Origin of the sequence: Pseudomonas sp. B2M1-30 (assembly GCF_025447575.1) — a bacterium.
Classification (GTDB): domain Bacteria; phylum Pseudomonadota; class Gammaproteobacteria; order Pseudomonadales; family Pseudomonadaceae; genus Aquipseudomonas; species Aquipseudomonas botevensis.
In genome coordinates this window covers 202,167-226,259 of sequence record NZ_JAOEJT010000012.1, presented here as the reverse complement: position 1 = coordinate 226,259, position 24,093 = coordinate 202,167, and the positions used below count along the sequence as shown (strand labels likewise).

At 62.1% G+C, this 24,093-nt stretch carries 23 protein-coding genes; 14 read left to right on the top strand and 9 right to left on the bottom strand.

The genetic code is table 11. The features are described 5' to 3' along the window. The coding region (locus tag N8H74_RS22350; RefSeq protein ID WP_262150341.1) for a hypothetical protein at positions 1–190 on the top strand (190 nt) is incomplete at its 5' end. Positions 191–225: 35 nt separating this feature from the next. Further along, positions 226–903 carry a type 1 glutamine amidotransferase domain-containing protein gene (locus tag N8H74_RS22345; RefSeq protein WP_262150340.1) on the top strand — a complete coding sequence of 226 codons (678 nt, stop codon included), beginning with the start codon at positions 226–228 and terminating at the stop codon, positions 901–903. Positions 904–996: 93 nt separating this feature from the next. On the opposite strand, the gene N8H74_RS22340 is transcribed toward N8H74_RS22345, so the two are convergent. The 3 genes from N8H74_RS22340 to N8H74_RS22330 form a co-directional block, all read right to left on the bottom strand. Further along, positions 997–2,376 carry a VOC family protein gene (locus N8H74_RS22340; protein WP_262150339.1) on the bottom strand — a complete coding sequence of 460 codons (1,380 nt, stop codon included), beginning with the start codon at positions 2,374–2,376 and terminating at the stop codon, positions 997–999. Between the two features lie 119 nt (positions 2,377–2,495). Next, on the bottom strand, positions 2,496–3,425 hold the full coding sequence (locus N8H74_RS22335) for an alpha/beta fold hydrolase (protein WP_262150338.1): 930 nt from the start codon (positions 3,423–3,425) through the stop codon (positions 2,496–2,498). Positions 3,426–3,446: 21 nt separating this feature from the next. Further along, the gene (locus N8H74_RS22330) at positions 3,447–4,901 is read right to left on the bottom strand and encodes an NAD(P)/FAD-dependent oxidoreductase (RefSeq protein ID WP_262150336.1); all 1,455 of its coding nucleotides are present in this window, start codon (positions 4,899–4,901) and stop codon (positions 3,447–3,449) included. 189 nt (positions 4,902–5,090) lie between these two features. On the opposite strand from N8H74_RS22330, the gene N8H74_RS22325 reads away from it, so the two are divergent. Both N8H74_RS22325 and N8H74_RS22320 read left to right on the top strand, forming a co-directional pair. Continuing rightward, on the top strand, positions 5,091–6,164 hold the full coding sequence (locus tag N8H74_RS22325; RefSeq protein WP_262150334.1) for a diguanylate cyclase: 1,074 nt from the start codon (positions 5,091–5,093) through the stop codon (positions 6,162–6,164). A 211-nt stretch (positions 6,165–6,375) separates the two neighbouring features. After that, positions 6,376–7,614, top strand: a complete 1,239-nt coding sequence (locus N8H74_RS22320; protein ID WP_262150332.1) for a M20/M25/M40 family metallo-hydrolase — start codon at positions 6,376–6,378, stop codon at positions 7,612–7,614. Here N8H74_RS22320 and N8H74_RS22315 read toward each other — a convergent pair. Next, a complete protein-coding gene (locus N8H74_RS22315; RefSeq protein WP_262150330.1) occupies positions 7,589–8,554 on the bottom strand; it encodes a LysR substrate-binding domain-containing protein in 966 nt (321 codons plus the stop codon). The genes N8H74_RS22320 and N8H74_RS22315 overlap by 26 nt on opposite strands. Positions 8,555–8,667: 113 nt before the next feature. Here N8H74_RS22315 and N8H74_RS22310 point away from each other — a divergent pair, with 113 nt between their 5' ends. Genes N8H74_RS22310 through N8H74_RS22300 form a run of 3 tightly spaced genes read left to right on the top strand, consistent with a single transcriptional unit; the run spans position 8,668 to position 10,925 of the window. Continuing rightward, the gene (locus tag N8H74_RS22310) at positions 8,668–9,690 is read left to right on the top strand and encodes an aldo/keto reductase (protein ID WP_262150328.1); all 1,023 of its coding nucleotides are present in this window, start codon (positions 8,668–8,670) and stop codon (positions 9,688–9,690) included. Next, on the top strand, positions 9,687–10,484 hold the full coding sequence (locus N8H74_RS22305) for an SDR family oxidoreductase (RefSeq protein ID WP_262150326.1): 798 nt from the start codon (positions 9,687–9,689) through the stop codon (positions 10,482–10,484). Before N8H74_RS22310 ends, N8H74_RS22305 begins: the two co-directional genes overlap by 4 nt. 30 nt (positions 10,485–10,514) lie before the next feature. Next, the gene (locus tag N8H74_RS22300) at positions 10,515–10,925 is read left to right on the top strand and encodes an SRPBCC family protein (RefSeq protein ID WP_217834053.1); all 411 of its coding nucleotides are present in this window, start codon (positions 10,515–10,517) and stop codon (positions 10,923–10,925) included. Positions 10,926–10,963: 38 nt separating this feature from the next. Here N8H74_RS22300 and N8H74_RS22295 read toward each other — a convergent pair whose 3' ends face one another. Next, the gene (locus tag N8H74_RS22295; protein ID WP_217834054.1) at positions 10,964–12,358 is read right to left on the bottom strand and encodes a HAMP domain-containing sensor histidine kinase; all 1,395 of its coding nucleotides are present in this window, start codon (positions 12,356–12,358) and stop codon (positions 10,964–10,966) included. Then, positions 12,336–13,019 carry a response regulator transcription factor gene (locus tag N8H74_RS22290; RefSeq protein WP_217834055.1) on the bottom strand — a complete coding sequence of 228 codons (684 nt, stop codon included), beginning with the start codon at positions 13,017–13,019 and terminating at the stop codon, positions 12,336–12,338. Before N8H74_RS22290 ends, N8H74_RS22295 begins: the two co-directional genes overlap by 23 nt. A 168-nt stretch (positions 13,020–13,187) precedes the next feature. Here N8H74_RS22290 and N8H74_RS22285 point away from each other — a divergent pair, with 168 nt between their 5' ends. The 6 genes from N8H74_RS22285 (at position 13,188) to hcnC (ending at position 18,623) form a co-directional block, all read left to right on the top strand. Continuing rightward, positions 13,188–13,523: a hypothetical protein gene (locus N8H74_RS22285; protein ID WP_262150351.1), complete on the top strand. Its 336-nt coding sequence runs from the start codon at positions 13,188–13,190 to the stop codon at positions 13,521–13,523. A gap of 191 nt (positions 13,524–13,714) precedes the next feature. Beyond that, positions 13,715–14,647: a hypothetical protein gene (locus N8H74_RS22280; RefSeq protein ID WP_217834056.1), complete on the top strand. Its 933-nt coding sequence runs from the start codon at positions 13,715–13,717 to the stop codon at positions 14,645–14,647. Between the two features lie 223 nt (positions 14,648–14,870). Next, complete coding sequence (locus N8H74_RS22275; protein ID WP_217834057.1) at positions 14,871–15,410, top strand: hypothetical protein; 540 nt, start codon at positions 14,871–14,873, stop codon at positions 15,408–15,410. Positions 15,411–15,650: 240 nt separating this feature from the next. After that, positions 15,651–15,965, top strand: a complete 315-nt coding sequence (hcnA, locus tag N8H74_RS22270) for a cyanide-forming glycine dehydrogenase subunit HcnA (RefSeq protein ID WP_262150322.1) — start codon at positions 15,651–15,653, stop codon at positions 15,963–15,965. Beyond that, on the top strand, positions 15,962–17,371 hold the full coding sequence (gene hcnB, locus N8H74_RS22265) for a cyanide-forming glycine dehydrogenase subunit HcnB (RefSeq protein ID WP_262150320.1): 1,410 nt from the start codon (positions 15,962–15,964) through the stop codon (positions 17,369–17,371). The genes hcnA and hcnB overlap by 4 nt, the downstream gene beginning before the upstream one ends. After that, positions 17,364–18,623: a cyanide-forming glycine dehydrogenase subunit HcnC gene (hcnC, locus tag N8H74_RS22260; protein ID WP_262150318.1), complete on the top strand. Its 1,260-nt coding sequence runs from the start codon at positions 17,364–17,366 to the stop codon at positions 18,621–18,623. Before hcnB ends, hcnC begins: the two co-directional genes overlap by 8 nt. A 185-nt stretch (positions 18,624–18,808) precedes the next feature. Here hcnC and N8H74_RS22255 read toward each other — a convergent pair whose 3' ends face one another. Next, positions 18,809–20,617 (bottom strand): monovalent cation:proton antiporter-2 (CPA2) family protein, encoded by a 1,809-nt coding sequence (locus N8H74_RS22255; protein ID WP_262150316.1) that lies wholly within the window; start codon positions 20,615–20,617, stop codon positions 18,809–18,811. 218 nt (positions 20,618–20,835) lie between these two features. Between N8H74_RS22255 and N8H74_RS22250 the strand changes: the two genes are divergently transcribed. Beyond that, a complete protein-coding gene (locus N8H74_RS22250; RefSeq protein ID WP_262150314.1) occupies positions 20,836–21,750 on the top strand; it encodes a LysR family transcriptional regulator in 915 nt (304 codons plus the stop codon). Here N8H74_RS22250 and N8H74_RS22245 read toward each other — a convergent pair. Both N8H74_RS22245 and N8H74_RS22240 read right to left on the bottom strand, forming a co-directional pair. Next, positions 21,740–22,507, bottom strand: coding sequence for a substrate-binding domain-containing protein (locus tag N8H74_RS22245; protein WP_262150312.1), 768 nt, complete (start codon positions 22,505–22,507; stop codon positions 21,740–21,742). The genes N8H74_RS22250 and N8H74_RS22245 overlap by 11 nt on opposite strands. 11 nt (positions 22,508–22,518) lie before the next feature. After that, positions 22,519–23,811 (bottom strand): MFS transporter, encoded by a 1,293-nt coding sequence (locus N8H74_RS22240; protein ID WP_262150310.1) that lies wholly within the window; start codon positions 23,809–23,811, stop codon positions 22,519–22,521. Positions 23,812–24,093: the final 282 nt, after the last annotated feature.

Genomic DNA, 24,093 nt, shown 5'->3' with positions numbered 1-24,093 from the left:
AAGTTGCGCAGTACTGCGCAACTTCTTGCGCACTTGGCTGGAAGCCTTGAGCCACAAGGCTTCCAGCGATTCTGACCGGCTTGTTCGGGAAACTGTTGCGCAACTTCTTGCGCATCACGGCCTGATGCCAGCATTCGACCGGGTGAAACGAACCCGTGGGCAAAAGGGTCAATCACTCACGCGCCGTTGAGCGTTTGAACATTCCTCAAACCGAGTACGAACGATATGAAAATTCTGATGGTTCTGACTTCCCACGATCAACTGGGCGACACCGGCAAAAAAACCGGCTTCTGGCTGGAGGAGTTCGCCGCACCGTATTACGTGTTCAAGGACGCGGGCGCTCAACTGACGTTGGCGTCGCCCCAGGGCGGCCAGCCACCGCTCGATCCGAAGAGCGATGCACCCGATGCGCAAACCGACGCCACCGAGCGTTTTCGCAAGGACTCCGCCGCCCAGTCGGCCCTGGCCTCGACAGTCAGGCTCGAGACGATCAAGGCAGCGGATTTCGACGCGGTGTTCTACCCCGGCGGCCATGGACCGTTGTGGGACCTGGCCGAAGACCGAAACTCGATTGCCTTGATCGAGGCGTTTTACAACAGCGGCAAACCGGTGGCGGCGGTCTGCCACGCGCCCGGCGTGCTGCGTCATGTCAAGGGGGCCGATGGTCAGCCACTGGTCAAGGGCAAGCGCGTCACCGGCTTCACCAACAGTGAGGAAGACGCGGTGCAATTGACCGATGTCGTGCCGTTTCTGGTGGAAGATGAACTCAAGGCCAAGGGCGGGATTTATTCCAAAGCTGAGGACTGGGTCAGTTATACGGTGGAAGACGGGTTGCTGTTGACCGGGCAGAATCCGGCGTCATCCGAAGAGACTGCGTTGGCATTGCTGTCGCGGTTACGTTGACGTTTTAGAAAGCCAAAGATCGCAGCCTTCGGCAGCTCCTGCAGGGACCGAACTTCAATGCAGGAACTGCTAAACGCTGCGATCTTTCTTACTTCAACGACTCAGCAGCGCCAGACACTCCTCGATCGACCGCCGCTGCGTCTCGGCATACAACCCCAACTCATCGATCGTCGAACGCCCCAGTGCCTGTTCGAAGGCCTGGCGATTGGAATGCTCGCCATAGTGGGCCTGCGCTGCATCCCCGAGGTTCGACTGAAAAATCCCTGCCGCACTGACTGGCAGGAAATCTTCGTACACCAGTGGTTCAGCTTTCACATAGCCGTTACTCACCAGATCCTCCACAGACGCATCACCCTGGCGACCCGCCGTCTGGCCTTTTTCCGTCACAAAATAGCGAAAATACGCCAGCTCCTGTTTCCGCATGCCCTCAAGGCTGTCAGGAAATTCGCCAAAGTGCTGAGTCATCAGCGCGTCATAGCGCAGGGCATTGCCTTCGTTGGGAAAGTCACCGAGTTCATCGCGAGCGGCATTCAGCAAGCGGTCGTACAGCGCACGGCCCTTGGGCGTAAGCGCCGCGCCGCGTTGTTCGATTTCACCGAAACGGGCGCTGTGGCTGCCACGGGTCTGCGCCTGGTCGGTGAAGGCGATCGGCTCGTCCAGCGCCTTGAAACTGGTCTGGCGCAGCAGGATCGGGCACTGCCGGCGCGGCGGGCCTTCGATGACGGCCTTGGGGGTGATGCCATGCAGGGGCATCTGTGTCTGTACGGTGTCGATGTCCAGGGTGCGGGGCGTCAGGTGGTTGATGTGCGGGCCTTTGAAGGCCACCACATCGGCGATCAGGCGATGCTGGGCGCTGAGGCTCTGGTACTGCGCGGCGGTAACGGTGGCGCTGTGATGCCAGCGAAAAGTCTCCAGGGCTTGCAGGACAAATTCCCAGGCTTCGGACTCGGTCAGGCCACCGGCGCTTTCGGCCTGTTCGATCAGGCGCAGTGCTTGCGGCGTGAAGATCGAGCGCTTTTCCAGCACCGACTCTGCGAAGGCTCGCAGCTCGGGAGCCTCGATCAGCTCCAGGCGCAACAGCGAGGTGAACACTCGGAACGGGCTGACTTGCAGGGCATCTTCATGCACCGCACGGAATGCCGTGGAGTGCACCGGAACGCCCGCCGGAGTCAGGTCGTAATAGCCCACCGGTTGCATGCCCATCACCGCAAACAGGCGGGCGAGGGTGGCGAGTTCGGCGGCGGTGCCAACCCGGATCGCGCCATGACGCTCCATGTCCAGGCGTTCTATTTCGCCGGTGCTGTTCAGTTGCCGGGCGACGTTCGGATCGCGCTCCAGCACATTGCGGTTGGTCTGTTCGACCAGTTCCATCAGTGCGCCGTACAGCGGCACTTCTTCGCGGTACATGTCGGACATCGCTTTGGAGAAGCGTTGGCGGATCAGGTCGGGGCTGATGAACGGCTGCACGGTCATGAAAAAAATTCCTGGCACGGTCACGTAGAGGATGGAGGAAAGATCGCAGCCTTCTCCTGCGCGGGCAAACGAAGAATCCTACGAACTTCATTCTGCCAACGACTGATCCCGTGCTTATTTCATCGTGCGCCAGTGCTCAAAAAGTCCCGATACAACCGCGCGGTGTTGGCGGGTTGCTCGACCATCGGCATGTGCCCGACACCGTCCCAGACGTCGACCCGCAAATTGACGATGCCCTTGCTCCACACCGGTACGCTGCTGACGTCGATCAGGCGATCCTTGCGGCCCCAAAGCAGCAGCGCCGGGCATTTGATGTTGGGCAGTTGCGGCTCCATCGGCGGGCTGGCGCGGAAATCACGGAAGATCTCTTCCAGTTCGTCGCGCTGCTGCTCGTAACGCTGGGCCATGGCGTCCAGCACCAGGCCGGGCACCCACGGCGGTGTAGCCATGGTCATCGCGTAGAAGCGCCGGAATTCCTCCCGGGAATTGATCAGGAACGGGTTATGCCCGCGTGCCAGGTGGCGTTCCATGTCGCTGGGCTCCGGCGCGGTGACGCCGGCGGGGTCGATCAGGGCCACCGAGGCGATCCGGTCGGGGTAGTTCGCCGCCAGCCACGCGGCGATGTAGCCGCCCATCGAGTTGCCGATCACGTGCACTTTTTCGACGCCGCAGACGTCCAGCAACTGGATCATTCGTTTGGCTTGTACCGCAATGTCGTAGCCGCCTCCGGCCTTGAAGCCGGTTTCACCGTGGCCGGCCAGATCCGGAATGATCACCCGGTAATGCCCGACAAAGTGCCGGGCGAAGCGCAGCCACAGGTTCTTCTCGGCGCTGTAGCCGTGGAGCATCAGGATGCTGCTCGACGCTTCGTATGGCCCGCCTTGCCAGGTCGAAACGGACATTTCGGCGATCGGCACTTCAATTTTGTGCAGACGATACAACTTGGCCTCGAGCGCCATGCTCAGGTCATAGAGCCAATGGCCGACCGCCGGATAACTCAACCAGCTCCAGGCCACGAAAACTGCGAGGGCGACAAACAGTAAAAGCATCGACGTCTTCCTTTTACGTGCTCAAGACAGAATGTGGTCAGCCGGTTTCAGCGCCCGGGTCAACCGGTAAAAGCTGAAACTGAAGCCCGGAAATATCGCGATCACATGACCGCTTTTGCTCTGATACCAGCTGTGACAGCCACCGGTTTTCCAGACCGTACGCTCCATCTCCCGGTGAATCATCTGAGTGTAGGTACGTTCTGCTTCGGGGCGAACTTCAATGCTGCGCAGGCCTTTGGCCTGCAAGGTGCGGATGCAGTCGAGGATGTAGTTCATCTGCGATTCGATGATGAACAGCGCCGAGGTGTGGCCAATCCCGGTGTTCGGCCCGGTGACGATAAACAGGTTGGGAAAGTCCGGCAGGCTGGTGCCGAGGTAGGCGCGCGGAAATTGTGCCCAGACGTCGCGCAGCTGCACGCCGTTCTTGCCGCTGACCGGGTAGGAAATCACCCCGTCGGTGGCGTCGTAACCGGTCGACCAGACGATCAGGTCAACATCGACGTGCTGACCGTCCGCCGTGAGAATGCCGGTTTCATCGAGGGCCGCGATGCCTTGCTCGCGGCTGTGCAGGGTCACGTTGGGCCGGGTCAGCGCCGGGTAGTACGTGCTGGAAACCAGTACGCGCTTGCAGCCGATGGTGAAGTCCGGTGTCAGTTTGCGTTGCATTTGCGGGTCAGGCACCTGACGTTTGAGGAAGCGCAGGGCCTGGCGCTGCACCAGATGAACTGCCGGTCTTGAGTATTTGAAGGCGATGACCCGCGTCTCGAACTGCCAATAGAGCAGCCAGCGCAACAGTTTGTAGGCCGGTTTCAGACCGAGCAGCCAGCGCTGAAAACCACCGAATGTGCGGTCGGCCCGGGGCAAGACCCAGTGTGGCGTGCGCTGGAAGACGTGCAGGTGTTCGACATCCGGGGCAATCGCCGGAATCACCTGTGCCGCGCTGGCGCCGCTGCCGATGATCGCCACGCGTTTATCCCGGTAGTCGTAGCTGTGATCCCAATTGTTTGTGTGAAAAGTCTTGCCCTGAAAGCGTTCCTGCCCAGGGAAGTGTGGGATGACCGGTTGGCTCAGCGGCCCGCTGGCGTTGATCACGAATTGCGCATAGAAAGTGCCCTTGGTGCCCGTGTGTACGGCCCAACGCTTTTGTGTGTCGTCCCACTCGAGGCGTTCGACATTGGTCTGTAACTCGACCCGCTCACGCAAGCCGAAACGCTCGGCCACGTATTCGGTGTAGCGGTGCAGTTCTGCCTGGCCGGCGAACATCTGCGTCCAGCGATAGGGCGCGAAAGACAGCGAATACAATGGCGAAGGCACGTCTACCGCCGCGCCGGGGTAGGTGTTCTGGCACCAGGTGCCGCCGAAGAAGTCCCGCCGCTCGAGCAAGCGAAAATCGTCGATGCCGGCCTTGAGCAGGTTGACCGCCGCGCACTGGCCGCCAAAACCGCTGCCGATGATCAACACTCGATAGGTGTGCATGGGCCTCCTTCTTATAGTCGTTTTTCCGTTTTCCTACATTCATGTATAGCCAAACATTTGCCCGGTGTGGGGTGGTGATGGCGGGGTATTCGGCCCGCTGGCCGGTGATGGCGGTTTAACGTTGCCCTGTTAGACTCCCAGCAGTCGGTTTTGCAGTACGCGCCGTCGCGCCGAGTGGTAGAGGCTCCTATGGGAAAAACAGGAGGAAAGGGACTTTCACTGGCCAGGAGGCTGTATACATCGCGAACGCTCGGGCTGGTCCTCGGGCTCTTGTGTGTGGGCGCTGCCATGTACCCGCTCGACCCGCCCGTGTGGGTCTGGGTGCTGATGCTGTTCAACGGCCTGCTCTGGCCGCATCTGGCCTTTCAATGGGCGCGCCGGGCGAGGGTTCCTTACCACGCCGAACACCGCAATCTGCTGATCGACGCCTTTCTCGGCGGCTTCTGGGTCGCCGCCATGCATTTCAATCCGCTGCCCAGTGCCACGACCGTTTCGATGATGGCGATGAACAATGTTGCCATTGGCGGCCTGCGTTTTCTGCTGGCCGGCGCGGCGGCGCAGTTGTTGGGCGTCGGGGTGGGGCTGGTGGTGTTTGCGCCGGCATTCATCCCGGCAACCACGCCTTCGCAACTCTACGCCTGCCTGCCGTTGTTGATGCTGTATCCGCTGGCGCTGGGCTGGATCTGTTTCCGTCAGGCTTACACCCTGGGCCGGCATAAACGTGAATTGCTGGCGTTGAGTCGCACCGACAGCCTCACCGGTTTACTCAATCACGGCGCCTGGAAGGATCAGCTGGAAATCCAGTTCCAGCGTTGCAAGCGCGAGCAGAAAGGCGCAGCTATCGCGCTGATCGACATCGATCATTTCAAAACCATCAACGACACCTACGGCCATGTGGCCGGTGACATTGTCCTGCGCCAGTTGAGCAAGATGCTCAAGCAGAACCTGCGGGCCAGTGATGTGGCCGGACGTTATGGTGGTGATGAGTTCTGCGTGATCCTTCCAGAACTGCCGCTGTTCAATGCCGCCCAGAGCATGGAAGCATTGCGTGAGCGTTTTTCCGCGCTGGGCTACGAACAGAGCCCGGCACTGAAAGTCAGCCTGAGCATTGGCCTGGCGGTGCTCGACGCGTCCCACGGCGATGCCACCTTATGGCTCAACGACGCTGATCTCGCGCTGTATGAAGCCAAGTCAACCGGGCGCAACCGGGTGATCTGCTGCAGTGCCGGCAAACCCCGGCGCGAAGTGCTCGGCTCGGTCTGATCCCCCCGAAAGTCTTCTTGTGGGGCTTGCTCGCGAAGGCGGCAGGTCGGTCGATGAAGATATTGCCTGTGCCGGCCCATTCGTGGGCAAGCCCACTCCCACGGAGCCTGGGAGTGCGGTATCAATCCGGGGAATGTCGCATCCGGTGTAGAGCCTCGGCGCGATGTACGGTACGGTTCAGAGCCTCACGACACGAAACAAGGATCGATTCATGACGCTCAATATCCCGCGTTCCCTGCTGGCCGCCGGCCTCGGCCTGACACTGTCCTTTACGGCCTCCAGCGCTTTTTCCGAACCCCACAAACAAGTCCTTGCCGATGCCGAGCAGTACCAGCCCGAAGCCCTGAAACTGCTGGAACGCCTGGTCAATATCGACTCCGGCTCCGGTTATGAGCCGGGTCTGAAGCAGGTCAGCGAGATCGCCATCGACGAGTTGAAAAAGCTCGGTGCGACCATCGAACGGGTGCCCAATACCCCGGAAAAAACCAACCACGTTCTCGCCACCCTCAAGGGCACCGGCAAGGCGAAAATCCTGCTGATGGCGCACATGGACACGGTGTTCAAGGAGGGTTCCGCTGCCGAGCGGCCGTTTCACATCAAGGATGGCCGGGCGTACGGGCCTGGGGTGATGGATGACAAGGGCGGCATCGTTGCCGGTATCTATGCGCTGAAAGTCCTCAAGAACCTCGATTTCAAGGATTACGCGCAAATCACCTTTCTGCTCGACGCCAGCGAAGAAACCGGTTCGGACGTCGCCACCGACCTGATCAAGAAAACCGCGAAGCTGCACGACGTCACCCTCAATCTCGAGCCGGGCCGTCCGGCCGATGGCCTGGTGGTGTGGCGCAAGGGCAGTGCCACGGCGCTGGTCGAGGTCAAGGGCAAAGCGGCTCACGCCGGGGTCGCGCCGGAATTGGGGCGCAACGCGGCAATGGAGGCGGCGCACCAGATTCTGCAACTGGGCAAGCTGGGCGACGAGGCGAAGAAAACCACGATCAATTTCACCGTGCTCAAGGCTGGCGATCGCACCAACGTGATTCCCGATCAGGCCATGGCCAAGGCTGACGTGCGCGCGGCGGTGCCGGAGGAGTTCGACCGGATCGAGAAAGACCTGGCGCGGGTGTCGCAGGACAAGTTGATTGCCGACACCACCGTCATCACCAGCCTGCAACGCGGCTTGCCGCCGATGCCGCAGACGGCGGAGTCCGATCGTCTGATGGCCATGGCGCAGGGGATCTACGGTGAAATCGGCCGCAAACTGACCGAAGAAGGCAGCGGCGGGGCGGCGGATGCCAGCCTGTCGGCCGGTGTCGGGACGCCGACGCTGGACGGTTTCGGGATCGTCGGCGGCAATATCCATACCCCCGAGGAGTACGCCGAAGTCGACAGCGTGGCGCCGCGAATCTATCTGTTGTCGAGGATGATCATGGAGCTGGCGAAGGGGCGGTGATCGTGGCCTGACGCTCATCCAATATCCCCCAACCCTCACCCTCTGGAAGAGGCTGAGGGTTGGGGTCCGTCAGCACCTTGCGAAACGTCTCCACCAACGGGCGCAAATTGATCCGGTGCCACGCTGCCCACAGCGGCGTGGTGAACGCGAGCCAAGGCACCTCGCGCAGCACCACGCCCGGCGGCGCGTTATGGCTCAGACCCTTCTGGATCATCGCGATGCCCAGCCCTGAAGCGACCAACCCGAGGGCGGTAAACGGCTCGGTGGCCTGCATGCGCACATCCGGGGTGAACCCGGCACGGATGCACGCGCTTACAAACTCATCGTCGGCGCCCTGGCGCGGTTGCACACCGATCCACTCCTGACCGGCCAGATCCTCCGGGCTCAGCGCGGCCCGCTGTGCCAGCGGATGCTGTTCCGGCAACGCCAGCAGCATCGGGTCGTCCAGGACCTGGAAACCCAGCAGGTCGGGGTCGTCAGTCGTCGGCGGCTCACTGACCAGCGCGATATCCAGACTACGCTGACGCAGGCCTTCGAGTTGCTCGGCGGAACTCAGGTTGTACAACGCAACGTGGACGTTGGGCCGATCCACCCGAAGCACGCGTAACGCATTGGGCAGCACCCCGGCGTGCATGGCGTTTTCGATGTAGCCGATGCACAAGCCGCCTTCCTCGCCACGGCCCAGGCGTTTGCCGAGGGATTCCAGGCGATTGGCGTGGGTCAGCAGGGCGCGGGTTTCGGCAAGGAACGTCTGACCGTCACGGGTCAGGCGGATGCGTTGCTGGCTGCGTTCGAACAGGGTCAGGCCGAGGCGCTCTTCGAGCTGGGCGATCTGCCGGCTCAGCGGCGACTGAGAAATGTGCAGGCGCTCGGCGGCACGACCGACGTGCTCTTCCTCGGCGACCACCACGAAATAGCGCAATTGGCGAATATCCAGCATGTCAGACCTTCAGGGACTCAAGTGCTGCGCATTATGTCTTGGACGGTCTTGAGGTCGCAATCTAGGATCTGCCCAACGGTCGATCACGGCCAAGACACTACGAGGAAATCATCATGAGCTTGAAAGACAAACTGCCCGGCCAACTGGGCTTCGGCACCGCACCACTGGGCAACATGTTCCGCGCAATCCCGGAAGACGAAGCACAAGCCACCGTACACGCGGCGTGGGAGGCCGGCGTGCGTTATTTCGACACCGCGCCGTTCTATGGCTCGGGCCTCTCGGAAATCCGCCTGGGCGAGGCGTTGTCCCGCTACAAACGGGATGACTACGTGCTCAGCACCAAGGTTGGCCGGGTGATTCTCGATGAAGTCGAAGACGCCGCTGCCCGGGATCTGGGCGAGAAAAGCGGCGTGTTCGAACACGGCCGGCCGAACAAGATCGTCAACGATTACAGTGCCGACGCCACCCTGCGTTCGATCGAAGACAGCCTCAAACGTCTGAAGACCGACCGTCTCGACATCGTCTGGGTCCACGACATCGCCCAGGACTTCTATGGCGATCAATGGCTGGAGTATTTCAACCAGGCGCGCACCGGTGCGTTCAAGGTCCTGACCCGTCTGCGTGAAGAAGGCGTGATCAAGGGCTGGGGCCTGGGCGTGAACAAGGTCGAGCCGTGCGAACTGACCCTCGACCTCAGCGAAGCGCAACCCGACGGCTTTCTGCTGGCCGGCCGCTACACTCTGCTGGATCACGACCGCGCCTTGCAGCGTCTGATGGATTCGGCACGGGCGCAAAACGTTGAAATCGTTGTCGGCGGCCCTTATAGCTCGGGGATCCTGGCCGGTGGCGCGCACTTCGAATACCAGAAAGCCAGCCCGCAGATCATTGCGAAAGTCGAGCGGATCAAAGCGCTCGCGGCGGCCCATGGTGTGGATGTAAAGGCAGCGGCGTTGCAATTCTCCCTGGCCAATCCGGCGGTGGCGGCGGTGATTCCCGGCGCCAGCAAACCGGGGCGGATTGCTGAAGATGTGGCGGCGCTGTCGGCGGTGATCCCGGCCGGTTTCTGGCAGGCCATGCGTGAAGCGAACCTGGTGTCGGAACGGGCACCATTGCCAATCGACGAGGTGAAAGCATGAAAATCGATTTGACTGGAAAACTCGCAATCGTCAGCGGTAGTACCGACGGCATCGGCCTGGGCATCAGCCGGTCGCTGGCCGAGTCCGGCGCCACGGTGGTGGTGATCGGCCGCACCAGCGCCAAGGTCGACGAGGCACTGGCGAGCATTCGCCAGAAGGTGCCGGGTGCGCAACTGCGTGGTCTGACGGCCGACCTGGGCACCGCCGAAGGCGCGCAGACACTGTTCGCGGCGGAGCCGAAGGCCGACATCCTGGTGAACAACCTCGGGATCTTCAACGACGTGGACTTCTTCGAAACGCCGGACAGTGAGTGGACGCGCTTCTATGAGATCAACGTGATCTCCGGGGTACGTCTGGCGCGGCATTACACGCCGGCCATGGTCGAGCAGGGCTGGGGCCGGGTGATTTTCCTGTCCTCGGAATCCGGCGTGGCGACACCGGCCGACATGATCAACTACGGCGTGACCAAAAGCGCCAACCTGGCGGTGTCCCATGGTCTGGCCAAGCGCCTGGCCGGTACCGGGGTGACGGTCAATTCGGTCCTGCCGGGGCCGACCTTCACCGACGGTCTGCAAAAGATGCTCCAGGGGGCCGCCGCCGAGTCCGGCCGTGAGCTGCGTGACGAGGCCGACGCCTTTGTGCGCAAGGCCCGTCCGACGTCGATTATCCAGCGTGTGGCGGATGTCGAGGAAGTCGCGCATCTGGTCACCTACATCGCTTCACCGCTGTCTTCGGCCACGACCGGCGCCGCGCTGCGCGTTGACGGTGGCGTGGTCGACAGCCTGGCAATCTGAACCTGAATTTCTACCCAGAGACGTTTATTCATGGCAACTGCATCAGCATTTATCGATATCCCGGCTTCGGCCGAGCAGGTCTGGCAATTGATCGGCGGCTTCAACTCGCTGCCGGACTGGCTGCCGTTCATTCCCCGAAGCGAACTGAGCGAAGGCGGGCGCGTGCGTTCGCTGCAAACCGCCGACGGCGGCGTGGTGATCGAGCGCCTGCAAGCGTTCGATGACGCGGCGAAAACCTACAGCTACTCGATCCTGCAAGCGCCGTTCCCGGCCACTGACTATCTGTCGACCCTGAAAGTCGAAGCCCTGGGGCAGGGCGCACGGGTGACCTGGTCGGGCCGCTTCAATGCCAAGGGCGTGAGCGACGAGGAAGTGGTGGCGCTGTTCAGCGGCATCTATCAGGGCGGTCTTGAGGCGTTGCGGGCCAATTACCCGGCCTGATTGATCGGTGATCACCCTCCCACACGGGAGGGTGAACTTCAGGATTGCGAGATCAGGCTCTGCCGACAATCGAGCACCAGTTTCGCGCCGCCCAGCTCGCTGCTGCCGACATCGAGACTGAAGTCATGCAGGCTGACAATCGCGGCGACGATCGACAATCCCAGACCAAAGCCGTTTTTCAGCTGTCCACCCTCGGCGCGGTAGAAGCGTTGGAACACCGCTTCGCGCTCCGAGGCGGGAATGCCGGGACCTGAGTCATGTACTTCGATCCGGGTATGCCCGCCATCATTGACCCCACGCAAAATCACCGTGCCCCCGGCCGGCGTGAACTTGATCGAGTTGCTCAACAGGTTCGCCAGGGCCTCGAACAGCAACGCCCGGTCGCCGTTCAGGCGCGGCAGGGTTTCCGGCATGTTCAGCTCGAACCGCAGTTCGTCTTCTTCGGCCAGTGGCAGGTAGAACTCGTGCAGTTCTTCAAGCAACAACACCGGGTCCAGTTCGACAAAGCCTGAGCGCCGCTGCCGATCTTCCAGCTCGGAAATCCGCAACAACCCGCGAAACCGCGCCATCAGCGTATCCGCCTCGGCCAGCACCAGATCCAGTTGGGTCGCCTCCTGGGAACCTTCGCCAGCCTGCTGCTGCATGCGATACAGCTGCGCGCGCAGACGGGTCAACGGGGTGCGCAAGTCGTGGGCGATGTTGTCGCAGACGCCTTTGACCTCGTTCATCAGGCGCTCGATGCGTTCGAGCATGGCGTTGACGATGGCGGCGAGCATGTCCAGCTCATCCCGGCGATTGGACAGCGGCAGGCGATGGGTGAGATCGCCGGCCACGATTGCCTGGGCGCTGGCCTGGATCGCGCGGATCCGCCGCAGCGGTCGGCGACGCAACAGATGCCAACCGGCGATTCCCGGCAGGATCGTCAGCGAAACGCCCCAGAACAACGCATGCAGGATGATCCGGGTCACGGCGAACAGCGAACCGTTGTCACGCAGCAACACCAGCCAGCGACCGTCGCGGGTGTGGGTGGCGATGGCATCGCAACTGTCAGCGGGTAGGGTCGGGTCATCGGAGTCGGCGCAATCGGCCAGGGTGTGAATCTTGCCGTCCAGCGCCAGGCCTTCGGGGATCTGCTGCAACGCACCGCCGAGGTAATTGCCGTGCGCATCGAACAGGCCGTAGGCGTCGATGCCGCGAATGTCGAACGTCATGCTCGCGGCCAGGGCCTCTTCCAGCTGATCGCCCTGAAAGTGCGAGAACAGGTGCTGGCGTTGCATCAAGGAGTGCTTGGCGAGGTTGTCGAGGTAGGCGGACACCTCGAAATACATGACCCCCATGAGGATCGCGCTCCAGGCCACGAACAACGAACTGTACAGCGCCAGCAGCCGGCTGCTGGAGGAACGCCAGCCGTCAGACGGGTTCGGCAATGACATAACCCGAGCCTCGAACGGTGCGGATCAGCGGGACGTTGCCCGGCGGGTCGATCTTCTTGCGCAGGCGACCGATGTGGACGTCGATCAGGTTGGTGCCGGGGTCGAAGTGATAACCCCAGACTTCTTCGAAAATCATCATCCGCGAGAGGATCTGGCCGCTGTTGCGCATCAGAAACTCCAGCAATTTGTACTCGGTCGGCAACAGCGTCAGCACCTGCTCGGCGCGCCGCGCTTCGTGAGTGATCAGGTCCAGTTGCAGATCCGCCACTTGCAGGGTGGTCGGTTGCGTGCCGCCGCTGTTCTGCCGCCGCAGCAACACCTCGACCCGAGCGGCCATCTCGTCGGTGGCGAAAGGCTTGGTCAGGTAATCGTCACCACCGGCGCGCAGGCCGCGCACTCGCTCATCGACATCGGACAGCGCACTGATCATCAGAATCGGCGTCGCCACGCCCATGGTGCGCAGGGTGGTGACAATGGCCAGACCGTCCAGCTCCGGCAGCATGCGGTCAAGGGTGATCAAGTCATAGTTGCCGCTGACGGCGCGGTCCAGGCCTTCGCGGCCATTGTCGACCCAATCCACGTCGAGGCCGTGGCTGCTCAGTTCGGCAACGATTTCCCGCGCGGTCACGGCGTCGTCTTCGATGGTCAAGATACGAGTCATAGGGCGGCCCTGCTGATCGGTTCAAACGGAATGGCAGCATTTTGCCAAGATTTTGCGCTGTCGCTTTAAATTAACTTTCATGTTGTAGCTGCCATTTGCCGAGGTTGCGGATTTATTTGTGCGGATCGTTGATATCATCTGGCCATAATTTCAACCAGGAGTGGTGTGGTGCGTACGTTGATTCGCTGTGGCTGGATGCCAGTGACCGGATTATTGCTAGCCCTGTTCAGCCTGTCTGCCATGGCGGCGAACACCCCGTGTTCCGGGAAGAAGGGTGGTATCGATCGCTGCGATGGTGATCTGTTTCTGTGCAATGACGGCTCGATCAGCGGCTCGAAAAAAAGCTGCGCCGCGATGTTTGGCGAGAGAACTGATGCACGTCCGCAAAAGTTTCTACAGAGCAACGACGGTTGCGCCTGCGGCACGGGTTCTTTTTGCACCGGGCCGCGTGGCGGTGTGTATTGCCTGACGCCTGGCGGCAACAAAAGCTACAAACGTAAATGACAGGCTTTTGGCCAATGCATAAAACCCGCTGTTATTGACGGATTGTTGCAATTTGCATGGTCACAGGAAGTTCAGTTTATTTAACTGATTGAAAAATAAGGATTTATTAAAGTTTTGCGTCTGGCACGGTCACTGCAATTCATCTCTCGACGAGTTGTAACACCATTTTTCCTGCCGGGAGCAGAACAACAATGAATAGATCCTCTGATGGGTTTTATCCTGCCTTTGAAGGTGAGTCGAGTGACGTCTCAGGGGTGTCCTGGGGCGCGATCTTCGCCGGTGCCGCAGCGGCTGCGGCGTTGTCGATGATTCTGGTGCTGCTCGGCTTCGGCCTGGGCTTCTCAGCGGTTTCTCCATGGGCCGGGGAGGGCGTCAGTGCCAAGGGCCTGGGCATTTCGACGATTGTCTGGCTGGCTGCCACGCAGATCATCGCTTCCGGCGCGGGTGGCTACATCGCCGGCCGGCTGCGGGTGAAGTGGGCCAACATGCACGGTGACGAGGTGTATTTCCGCGACACCGCCCATGGTTTCCTGGCCTGGTGTGTGGCGACGCTGGTGACCGCGACGCTGGTGGTCGGCTCGGTCAGCAGCATCGTCAGTGGCGGGGTGCAGGCCGGAGCCAGTGTTGCCGGTGGTGCCGCCAGCGCGATGACCCAGGCAGCCGGTACGGCGGCGGCCAACACCGACAGCGATCAGTACGGTTACTTCGTCGACAGCCTGTTCCGTGATGACCGTCCGGCTGCCGTCAGCGATGACGCGGCCCGTGGCACCGTGACCCGGATCTTCGCCCAGAGCCTGGCCAACGGTCAGCTCAGCGCCGAGGACCGTACCTACCTCGCGCAACTGGTGGCGCAACGGACCAACCTGTCGCAGGCCGATGCCGAACGTCGTGTCGATGAAATCTATGCCCGTACCCAGAAAGCCATTGCCGACGCCAAAGTGAAGGCCCAGCAAGCGGCCGATACCGCCGCCAAAGTCGCTGCCGTGACAACGCTGTGGATGTTTGTCGCGCTGTTGGCCGGTGCTTTCTTTGCCAGCCTCGCCGCTACCTTCGGCGGTCGCCGCCGGGATGCCGTCGAGTACGTCGAAGTCGAAACCTACACCACGACGACCCCCGTCCGTTAATCAAGGAGCATGACCATGCGTTCACTACTGCTGTTTTTCCTCGGCGTGCCGATCCCGATCATCATTCTGATCGCCCTGTTCGTACACTGATCCCTTGAGGCACGGGCCTCGGCCGCTTTCACTTTCGGGTGCAAGCGGCTTTTTGCTTTCCGGGAGGGCAGAAGGGAGAATCACTGCCGGAAGTGGATTGGCCGCTTTCTACCTGTTTTTAAGGATGAGTACGTTGGACAAGAAGGAAATCAGACGCCAGGTTGGCGAAATGCTCGGCGCCGGGCGCTCGAAGACCGAGACTTTCCAGGCGCTGTCCGGTGGCGCGCTCAAGGACAAGGCCCTGGCTTATCTGATCGGCTCGCGTCCGGATCCGCAGTTGCTGGACCGGCATGCCGGCAAGATAAAAATCCTGCTCGGGCTGACTTACGTCCAGGCGCTTATCGGTCTGGTGGCCGGCTATTTTCTGGGATTGACCATCAGCCCGGGTTTCGCCATCGGGCTGGGCCTGTTTGCTGGAGGCGTGCCCTTGCTGTTTGTCTGGGGCTTCCACCGGAACATGGCGCAGGCTTATACCGCTTACGTGATTCTGTCGATCAGCCAGGTGCCACGGATGTTCAAGGGTTACGCCGAGGACCCGACGGGGACGGTGATCGGGGTGGTGATTACGCTGGCGATGGTGTTCTTCGTTGCCTGGCTGAAAAACCTGCTGTTCCCTGATCTGGGTTTCATCGGACCGAAAAAGATCAAGGGACAGTTCGTTTTCTCCAACTGATCGTTGAACAATCCGACTGCTTTCACTGGCCTGGATCAATATTCCCCCCGGCGCGATCGCCTAACGTGAATGATCCAGGCCTTTGCTGAGGTATGAACTACAGTGCTTCACGCGCACCTTGTTGCGCTGACGGGAGTACCCGCGTCGACACCCAAACCACAGCAATAAAAACGTCGACAAGATGTAGTGCAGCAAGGAGCTGACACCACCTCAACCGAACCTTCACGGATGAACATCGCAATGCACTGCCTAGAAAGAACCTTTGATATCCAGCCTCTGACACAGGCGGATATGACCGTACACATCAACGGTCAACCGGTCACCGCCGCCATCGGCGAAACCGTCCTCAGCGTCATTCAGTCCCTCGGTGTGCGCCAGGTCGCGCGCAACGATCACAACCAGGTCAGCGGTGCCTATTGCGGCATGGGCGTGTGTCAGTGCTGTCTGGTGAAGATCAATGGCCGGCACAAGCGCCGCGCCTGCCAGACCGTGGTGCGCGAGGGCATGCACATCGAAACCCGGGTCAACCGCATCAACGAGCAGGAGGCGCCATGAGCCTGTATCCGGTGATCGTCGGCGGCGGCCCGGCGGGAATGGCGGCTGCCATCGAACTGGCCCGCCATGGTGTGCGCTGTACCTTGCTCGAAGAAGCCTCGCGCCTTGGCGGCGTGGTCTATCGCGGGCCGTTGCGCGACGGCGTGCAGCTGGATTACCTGGGACCGCGCTATTCCGAAGCGCTGGGCAAACTGCACGGTGATTTCCAGGCGCAATCCGGGTTGATCGACGTGCGCCTCAATCATCGGGTGGTCGGTGCCGAAGGCACGCGCTCGCTGGTGGTGCTGGACGGCGATGAACGCCTGCATGAAATCGAGTACCCGCAGTTGCTGCTGGCCGCCGGTTGCCATGAGCGCAGCGTGCCGTTTCCTGGTTGGACCCTGCCGGGGGTGATCCTGCTCGGTGGCTTGCAACTGCAAATCAAGAGCGGCGTGGTCAAGCCGCAAGGGCCGGTGGTGATCGCCGGCACCGGACCGCTGTTGCCGCTGGTGGCGTGTCAGTTGCACGCCTCCGGCGTCAGCGTCGCCGGCGTCTACGAGGCCTGCGCTTTCGGCAAGATCGCCCGCGAGAGCCTGGCGCTGTTGAACAAGCCGCAATTGTTCCTAGACGGCTTGAGCATGCTCACCTACCTGAAACTGCACGGCATCCCGATGAACTACGGCTGGGGTGTGGTCGAGGCTCGGGGTGATGGCGAGTTGAGCAGCGTCAGCGTGGCGCCGTATTCGGCGACGTGGGAGGCGGATCTGTCCCGGCTCGAACGCATTGAGGCCAAGACCCTGGCGGTCGGCTACGGCTTCATTCCGCGTACCCAGTTGAGCCAGCAAATGGGCCTGGATCACGGCTTCAGCGACGACGGCTATCTGCGCGCCCACGCCAATATCTGGCAGCAGAGCAGTGAGCCGCACGTGCATCTGGCCGGCGACATGGGCGGGATTCGCGGCGGTGAAGCGGCGATGCTCGCCGGCAAGATCGCCGCGACCTCGATCCTGCTGCAACGCGGCGTGCTGGAAGAGGAGCTGGCGCGGGTTCGCCGCGACCGTTACCTGGGCAAACTCAAATCCATCGTGCGCTTTCGTGCAGCGGTGGATCGCTACACCGGACGCGGCGTCGGGCAAACCGCATTGCCGGCGGCCGACACGGTGATCTGCCGCTGCGAGCACGCAACCCGCGCCGACATCGACCGGGCGCTGGAGCAGGGTGTGCAAGACATCGCCAGCCTGAAAATGCGCACCCGCGTAAGCATGGGCGACTGTCAGGGACGGATGTGCGTCGGCTATTGCAGCGACCGTCTGCGCCAGGCCACCGGTCGACAGGATGTCGGCTGGCTGCGGCCGCGCTTCCCGGTTGATCCGATCCCTTTTTCCGCGTTCCAGTCCCTCGGCACGGAGGCCGTTTCCCATGAGTAAGTTTTATGATGTGGTCATCGCCGGAGGCGGCGTGATCGGCGCGTCCATTGCCTATCAACTGTCCAAGCGCAGGGATCTCAAAGTCGCGCTGATCGACGCCAAGCGTCCGGGCAATGCGACCCGCGCCTCCGCCGGCGGCTTGTGGGCCATCGGTGAGTCGGTGGGCCTGGGTTGCGGGGTGATTTTCTTCCGCATGATGTCGGCCAACCGCAAACGCGCGACCCAGGGCGCGGCGGTGGCGGTGGACGCGAGTACGCCGCACATCCTGCCGCCGTCGTTCTTCGACTTCGCCTTGCAGTCCAACGCGCTGTACCCGGCGTTGCACCGTGAACTGCTGGACAACCACGGGATGGATTTCAAGTTCGAGAAGACCGGGCTCAAATTCGTAATCTACGACGAAGAAGACCAGATGTATGCCGAGCACATTGTCGGCTGCATTCCGCACCTGGCCGATCAGGTGCGCTGGCTCGATCAGGCGGCGTTGCGTGAAGCGGAGCCGAGCGTCAGCCGTGAGGCGCGCGGTGCGCTGGAGTTTCTCTGCGATCACCAGGTCAGCCCGTTCCGTCTCGCCGATGCCTACACCGAGGGTGCCCGGCAGAACGGCGTGGAGATGTTCGTCAACACCAACGTCACCGGGGTGTTGCATCACGGTACGCGGGTGACCGGGGTGCAGACGGCTGAAGCGGGGGTGTTTCACTGCAAGACCCTGATCAACGCCGCCGGTGCCTGGGCGGCGGACCTGAGCGAGTGGGCCACCGGCGTGCGGATTCCGGTGAAACCGGTGAAGGGTCAGATCCTGCTCACCGAACGCCTGCCGAAAATCCTCAACGGCTGCCTGACCACCAGCGATTGCTACATGGCGCAGAAGGACAACGGCGAAATCCTGATCGGCAGCACCACTGAAGACAAAGGCTTCGACGTCACCACCACCTGGCCGGAAATCGCCGGTCTGGTGCAGGGCGCGGTGCGTTGCCTGCCGGAACTGGCGGACATCAACCTCAAGCGCACCTGGGCAGGGTTGCGCCCGGGGTCGCCGGATGAACTGCCGATTCTCGGGCCGGTGCGCGGGGTGGACGGCTACTTGAACGCCTGCGGGCACTTCCGCACCGGGGTGCTGACGTCGGCGATTACCGGGGTGTTGCTCGACAAACTGGTCAACGATGAACCGCTGCCGCTGGACATCACGCCGTTTTTGGCGGATCGCTTTGAAAGCGCATCGGCGAGGGAGGAGCGGGCACTGGAAATGGCCTGATCTCATCCAGCACTAATGTCGAATGTGCCGGCCTCTTCGCGGGCAAGCCCGCTCCCACAAGGGCTGTGCCTGATACGGGATTCGGGAGCAACCCGGAATAATGTGAGAGCAACTGTCTTGCCCGCGAATGCGTCGGCCCGGTCATGAACCCGGGCCGGCTCCCGCATCGGCGCTTGGGAGGGGTATCAAGCCTTGCGCGATTCCTCTTCCAGTTGATCCGATTCGAACAACCGCGCCAGTTCCGCCCGGGCTTCCTGGGCGGTCTGCAGGACTTTGGCCGCGTCGTCGTAGATCGCGTGCTGGGCTTCGAGCACCTGTTCGTCGTGGTGCTTGAAGCGCTTGATCCGCGCATCGGCCTGGGCCTGGGTCAGACCGAGGCCGACCAGCGTGCGGCGGCTCATTTCCAGACTGGAGTAGTACGTCTCACGCACCGCCTCGGCGCCGACATCCACCAGTCGGTGAACGTGCTGACGGTTACGTGCGCGGGCGATGATTTTCATGTGCGGGTAAAGCTTGCGCACGACTTCGGCGGTCTTGATGTTGGTCTCCGGATCGTCTGTGGCGATCACGAAATATTCCGCTTCCTCGACTTTGGCCGCACTGAGGATTTCCGGGCGCATCGGGTCGCCGTAGAACACCGGTACACCGCCGAAACTGCGCGACAGCTCGATGGTTTCCACCGACGTGTCCAGCGCCACGAACTTGATGTTCTGCGCGCGCAGGATCCGCGCCACGATCTGCCCCATCCGGCCCATGCCGGCGATCACCACGCGTGGGGTTTCGGTGTCGATCTGACGGAATTTCTCCGGCACTTCCACCGGTTGCACCTTGGGGCTGACCAGTCGCGCGCAGATCAACAGCAGCAGCGGGGTGACGGCCATCGACAGGGTGATGGTCAGCACCAGCAGGTCATACAGCTGCGGCTCGAACAGACCCTGATCGCGACCGATCTTGAACACCACGAAAGCAAACTCACCGCCCGCCGCCAGCACGATACCGAGGCGAACGGCGCTGACCTTGTTCAACCCGCCCGCAAGCCGGCCGACCACAAACAGCAGCGGCAGCTTCAGGCCGATCAACAGCAGCGTCAGGCCCAGCACCGTGAGCGGCGTGCTGAGCAGCAGACTGAGGTTGGCGCCCATGCCGACACTGATGAAAAACAGCCCGAGCAGCAGGCCCTTGAACGGTTCGATCTGCGCTTCCAGCTCATGGCGATATTCCGAATCCGCCAGCAGCAGGCCGGCGAGAAACGCCCCGAGCGCCATCGATACACCCACCAGGTCCATCAACCAGGCCGTGCCGATCACCACCAGCAATGCGGTAGCGGTGGACACCTCCGGCAGGCCAGTTTTCGCCACCACGCGGAACACCGGACGCAGCAGATAGCGCCCGCCGATCACCACCACAGCGATGCTGCCGAGGACCTGCAAACTGTGGCGCACATCGTCGGCGGTACTGGTGTGGTGTTCGACGCCAGCGAGCATCGGCACCAGGGCGATCAGCGGGATCGCGGCGATGTCCTGGAACAACAGAATCGCGAACGCCAGACGCCCGTGGGGGCTGGTCAGTTCCTTGCGCTCGGCCAGGCTCTGCAGGCCGAACGCGGTAGACGACAGCGCCAGCCCGAGCCCAAGCACGATGGCACTGTTGAGCGTCTGGCCGAACACCGACAGCGCCAGCACGCCGATCACCGAACCGGTCAGCAACACCTGCGCCAGACCGACGCCGAACACTGATTTGCGCATCACCCACAGGCGGCGTGGTGACAGCTCAAGACCGATGATGAACAACAGCAGCACCACCCCCAGCTCGGAAATATGGCTGACGCTCTGCGGATTGCCGACCAGGCCCAGCACCGACGGGCCGATGATCACCCCGGCAAACAAATAACCGAGCACGGCACCCAGTTGCAGGCGTTTGGCGAGGGGCACGGCGAGTACCGCAGCGAAGAGAAAGACGACGGCGGCTTGCAACAGATTGCCTTCATGGGGCATGGCGGGACTCCAGTAACGCGGTACGGCGGGGGCGACAAGGATAAAGGCTGAAACGATTTCATATCTACCGCAAAGCCACTGGGGAGGGCTGGTGCAGAGAGCAGGCGCCTATCTGAACATCGTTCGGTGGCTGCGGATTGTATTGATGTGATCCTGTAATAATTTGCATCAATTAGTTACATTTATAGCTCCAGCGAATCAATCTCCGCGAGTCTCCCATGGCCATCAACTTCGACCTCAACGACCTGCAAGCCTTTCGTGCGGTGGTCGAGCAGGGCAGTTTTCGCAAGGCCGCCGACACCGTGCTGATCTCGCAACCGGCCTTGAGCCGGCGCATCGAAAAGCTCGAAGACGCCCTCGGTGTGAAGCTGTTCGAGCGCACCACCCGCAAGGTCAGCCTGACCCAGGCCGGGCGCGGGTTCATTCCTCGGGTCGAGCGCTTGCTGGATGACCTTGACGTGGCGTTGCTCGGCATCAGCGAAGTGGCCTCGAACCGGCTCGGTCACGTCACCGTCGCCTGCGTCCCGTCGGCGGCGTATTACTTCATGCCGCGCGTGGTTGCGCGTTATCACCAGCAGTTTCCCCGGATCAAAGTCAAAGTCCACGACTCCAGCGCCCACGACGTGCTCAGCGCGGTGGTCAATGGCGAGGCGGATTTCGGTCTGAGTTTCATGGGCACCCAGGACGCCGGCGTCGATTTCGAGCCGCTGGTGCAAGAAAGCTACGTGGTCGCCTGTCGCCGCGATCACCCGTTGGCCGGGCGCGGCAGTGTGACGTGGGACGAGTTCTACCAGCAGGATTACATCTCGCTGGACAAGACGTCCGGCAATCGCTTTCTGCTCGATCAGGCGTTGAGCCGCGTGGTGCCGCAGCGCCCGAGCATCTGCGAAACCCTGCATGTGACGACGATGATCGGTCTGGTGGAGGCGGGACTGGGGGTGGCGGCGGTGCCGCTGATGGCGATGCCGGCGGCGGATCATCCGATCCTGACGCGGGTGCCGCTGACCGATCCGCAAGTGATGCGCAGCGTCGGCATCATCAAGCGCCGGGGTCGTACCCTGACCCCGGCGGCACTGGAACTGGAGCGGCTGGTGGTGGAAATGAAGGTCCAGCCGCCCACCGTCAGCGCTTGACCGAATCCAGCCCGGTGGCCTGCACATCCGCCTGGGCGGCGGGCGCGGCGAGGTAGGCGAGCAGGGCCTTGGCCTCCTGCGGATGCTGCGCGCCCACCGGAATGCCCGCCGCGAAACGTGTCACCGATTGCACCGACTCCGGAATCTTCGCCACGAAACTCACCCCCGGCACCGGCAGCAATTCGCTGACCTGCTGGAAGCCCAGTTGATAGTCGCCCGTGGCGACCACCGAGCCCACCGGGATTTTCGGGATCATCTTCGCTTTCGCTTTCAACTGGTCTTCGATGCCCAGGCGCTTGAACAGCTGCTGCTCGATGTACACGCCGCTGGCGCTGTCGGAGTAGGCCACCGATTGAGCGTCGAGCAGGGTTTTCTTCAGGGCGTCGACGTTGCTGATATCCGGCTTCGGCGCGCCTTCACGCACCACCAGACCGATCCGCGAATCCGCCAGCTCCACCCGCGAAGCCGGGTCGACCTTGCCTTGCTTGATCAAGTCGTCGAGGGCGTAGCCGACCATGATCACCACATCGGCCTGCTCACCGCGTGCGAGGCGATTGGGGATCGCCTCCGGGGCTTTGCCCATCGACGGGCCGAGGGTGGTGTCGAGGGTATTGCCGGTGGTGGCCGCGAATTTCGGGCCGAGGATCTTATAGGCGGCGGTGAAGCCGCCGGAGGTCATCACCCGCAGTTCTTCGGCTTGCGCCAGAGCGCTGCACGCGAGAAGGGCAAACGCGGTCAGGCTGAACAGTTTTTTCATGCAGACGCTCCTCAGGCCACGGCCGGTTGCAGACGACCGCCGCTACGGCGATACAGGTACAGCGTCGCGCACAACGCGCAGAGCGCGCCGACACTCATCCAGTAGCCCGGCGCGGCTTTATCCCCGGTGTACTGGATCAGGAACGTCGACATCGCCGGAGTGAAACCGCCGAACACCGCAGTCGCCAGGCTGTAGGCGAGGGAGAACCCGGCCACGCGCACTTCCACCGGCATGATTTCGGTCAGCGCCGGAATCATCGCGCCGTTGTACATGCCGTAGATGAACGACAGCCACAGCAGCACCAGCAGCATGTGAGCGAAGCTCGGCGCCTGCACCAGATACGACAGCGCCGGATAAGTCGTCGCCAGCGCCAGCAGCGCCATGGCGATCAGCAGCGGACGGCGACCGATGCGATCGGAAATTGCACCGCCGATGGGCAGCCAGCAGAAGTTCGACACTCCCACCAACAGCGTCACCAGCAACGCATCGGAGGTGCTCAGGTGCAGCACGGTTTTGCCGAAGGTCGGCGCGTACACGGTAATCAGATAGAACGCGGTGGTGGTCAGCGCGACCATCAGCATCCCGCCGATTACCACGACCCAGTTCTGGCCGAGGGTGCGGAACACTTCTTTCATGCTCGGGCGATGCTTGCGCGCGGTGAACTCTTCGGTTTCCGCCAGATTGCGCCGCAGCAGGAAAATGAACGGCACGATCATGCAGCCGACGAAAAACGGAATCCGCCAGCCCCAATCGGCAATCACATCCGGCGCCATCCACTGGTTCAGCGCGTAGCCCAGCGCAGCCGCGACGACGATTGCCACTTGCTGGCTGGCCGACTGCCAACTGGTGAAGAACCCGCGATTGCCCGGTGTGGCGATTTCCGCCAGATACACCGACACGCCGCCCAGTTCCGCACCCGCGGAGAAACCCTGCAGCAAGCGCCCGATCAGCACCAGCGCCGGAGCGAACAGGCCGATGGACTCATATCCGGGCACCAGCACAATCAGGATCGTGCCGCTGGCCATGATCGACAGGGTGACGATCAGACCTTTGCGCCGGCCGACGTCATCGATGTACGCGCCGAGCACGATCGCCCCCAGCGGACGCATCAAAAAGCCTGCGCCGAACACGGCGAAGGTCATCATCAGGGACGCGAACTCACTGCTCGCCGGAAAGAACACTGCCGCGATCTGCGTGGCATAGAAGCCGAACAGGAAGAAGTCGAACTGTTCGAGGAAGTTACCCGAGGTCACCCGGAAAATGGCGCCGGCCCGCGAGCCGCCGTGTGGGATTGAGGCTGTCATAGAAAAGTACTCCACCGCTTTTATGACGTGCGCTACGGGGAGGCGGCGCACGGTTTTTATTGGGGCGGATAGTGGCGCAGGGGGATCGATCTGTTAATTGCATTGTTGGCATGCATTGATGTGCAGAGCGGATCAATCGCCGATTGCATGGCATCGGTCGGAAACCCGTGGGAGCCGGACTGGCTCGCGAAAGCGGTGGTTCAGCGGGTGGGGAGGGTGGCTGGCCTGGCCTCCGCGAGCAAGCCCGCTCACCCAGCGTTATGGGTTGGCGGGTGGTTGGTG

Bases quoted from the DNA above. Each gene is read 5' to 3' on its own strand.
- hcnC (WP_262150318.1), top strand. From the start codon at position 17,364: ATGAGTAAGTTTTATGATGTGGTCATCGCCGGAGGCGGCGTGATCGGC.
- N8H74_RS22255 (WP_262150316.1), bottom strand. From the start codon at position 20,617: ATGCCCCATGAAGGCAATCTGTTGCAAGCCGCCGTCGTCTTTCTCTTC.
- N8H74_RS22305 (WP_262150326.1), top strand. From the start codon at position 9,687: ATGAAAATCGATTTGACTGGAAAACTCGCAATCGTCAGCGGTAGTACC.
- hcnB (WP_262150320.1), top strand. From the start codon at position 15,962: ATGAGCCTGTATCCGGTGATCGTCGGCGGCGGCCCGGCGGGAATGGCG.
- N8H74_RS22340 (WP_262150339.1), bottom strand. From the start codon at position 2,376: ATGACCGTGCAGCCGTTCATCAGCCCCGACCTGATCCGCCAACGCTTC.
- hcnA (WP_262150322.1), top strand. From the start codon at position 15,651: ATGCACTGCCTAGAAAGAACCTTTGATATCCAGCCTCTGACACAGGCG.
- N8H74_RS22335 (WP_262150338.1), bottom strand. From the start codon at position 3,425: ATGCTTTTACTGTTTGTCGCCCTCGCAGTTTTCGTGGCCTGGAGCTGG.
- N8H74_RS22345 (WP_262150340.1), top strand. From the start codon at position 226: ATGAAAATTCTGATGGTTCTGACTTCCCACGATCAACTGGGCGACACC.
- N8H74_RS22320 (WP_262150332.1), top strand. From the start codon at position 6,376: ATGACGCTCAATATCCCGCGTTCCCTGCTGGCCGCCGGCCTCGGCCTG.
- N8H74_RS22330 (WP_262150336.1), bottom strand. From the start codon at position 4,901: ATGCACACCTATCGAGTGTTGATCATCGGCAGCGGTTTTGGCGGCCAG.
- N8H74_RS22295 (WP_217834054.1), bottom strand. From the start codon at position 12,358: ATGTCATTGCCGAACCCGTCTGACGGCTGGCGTTCCTCCAGCAGCCGG.
- N8H74_RS22310 (WP_262150328.1), top strand. From the start codon at position 8,668: ATGAGCTTGAAAGACAAACTGCCCGGCCAACTGGGCTTCGGCACCGCA.
- N8H74_RS22250 (WP_262150314.1), top strand. From the start codon at position 20,836: ATGGCCATCAACTTCGACCTCAACGACCTGCAAGCCTTTCGTGCGGTG.
- N8H74_RS22315 (WP_262150330.1), bottom strand. From the start codon at position 8,554: ATGCTGGATATTCGCCAATTGCGCTATTTCGTGGTGGTCGCCGAGGAA.
- N8H74_RS22290 (WP_217834055.1), bottom strand. From the start codon at position 13,019: ATGACTCGTATCTTGACCATCGAAGACGACGCCGTGACCGCGCGGGAA.
- N8H74_RS22325 (WP_262150334.1), top strand. From the start codon at position 5,091: ATGGGAAAAACAGGAGGAAAGGGACTTTCACTGGCCAGGAGGCTGTAT.
- N8H74_RS22245 (WP_262150312.1), bottom strand. From the start codon at position 22,507: ATGAAAAAACTGTTCAGCCTGACCGCGTTTGCCCTTCTCGCGTGCAGC.
- N8H74_RS22240 (WP_262150310.1), bottom strand. From the start codon at position 23,811: ATGACAGCCTCAATCCCACACGGCGGCTCGCGGGCCGGCGCCATTTTC.
- N8H74_RS22300 (WP_217834053.1), top strand. From the start codon at position 10,515: ATGGCAACTGCATCAGCATTTATCGATATCCCGGCTTCGGCCGAGCAG.
- N8H74_RS22280 (WP_217834056.1), top strand. From the start codon at position 13,715: ATGAATAGATCCTCTGATGGGTTTTATCCTGCCTTTGAAGGTGAGTCG.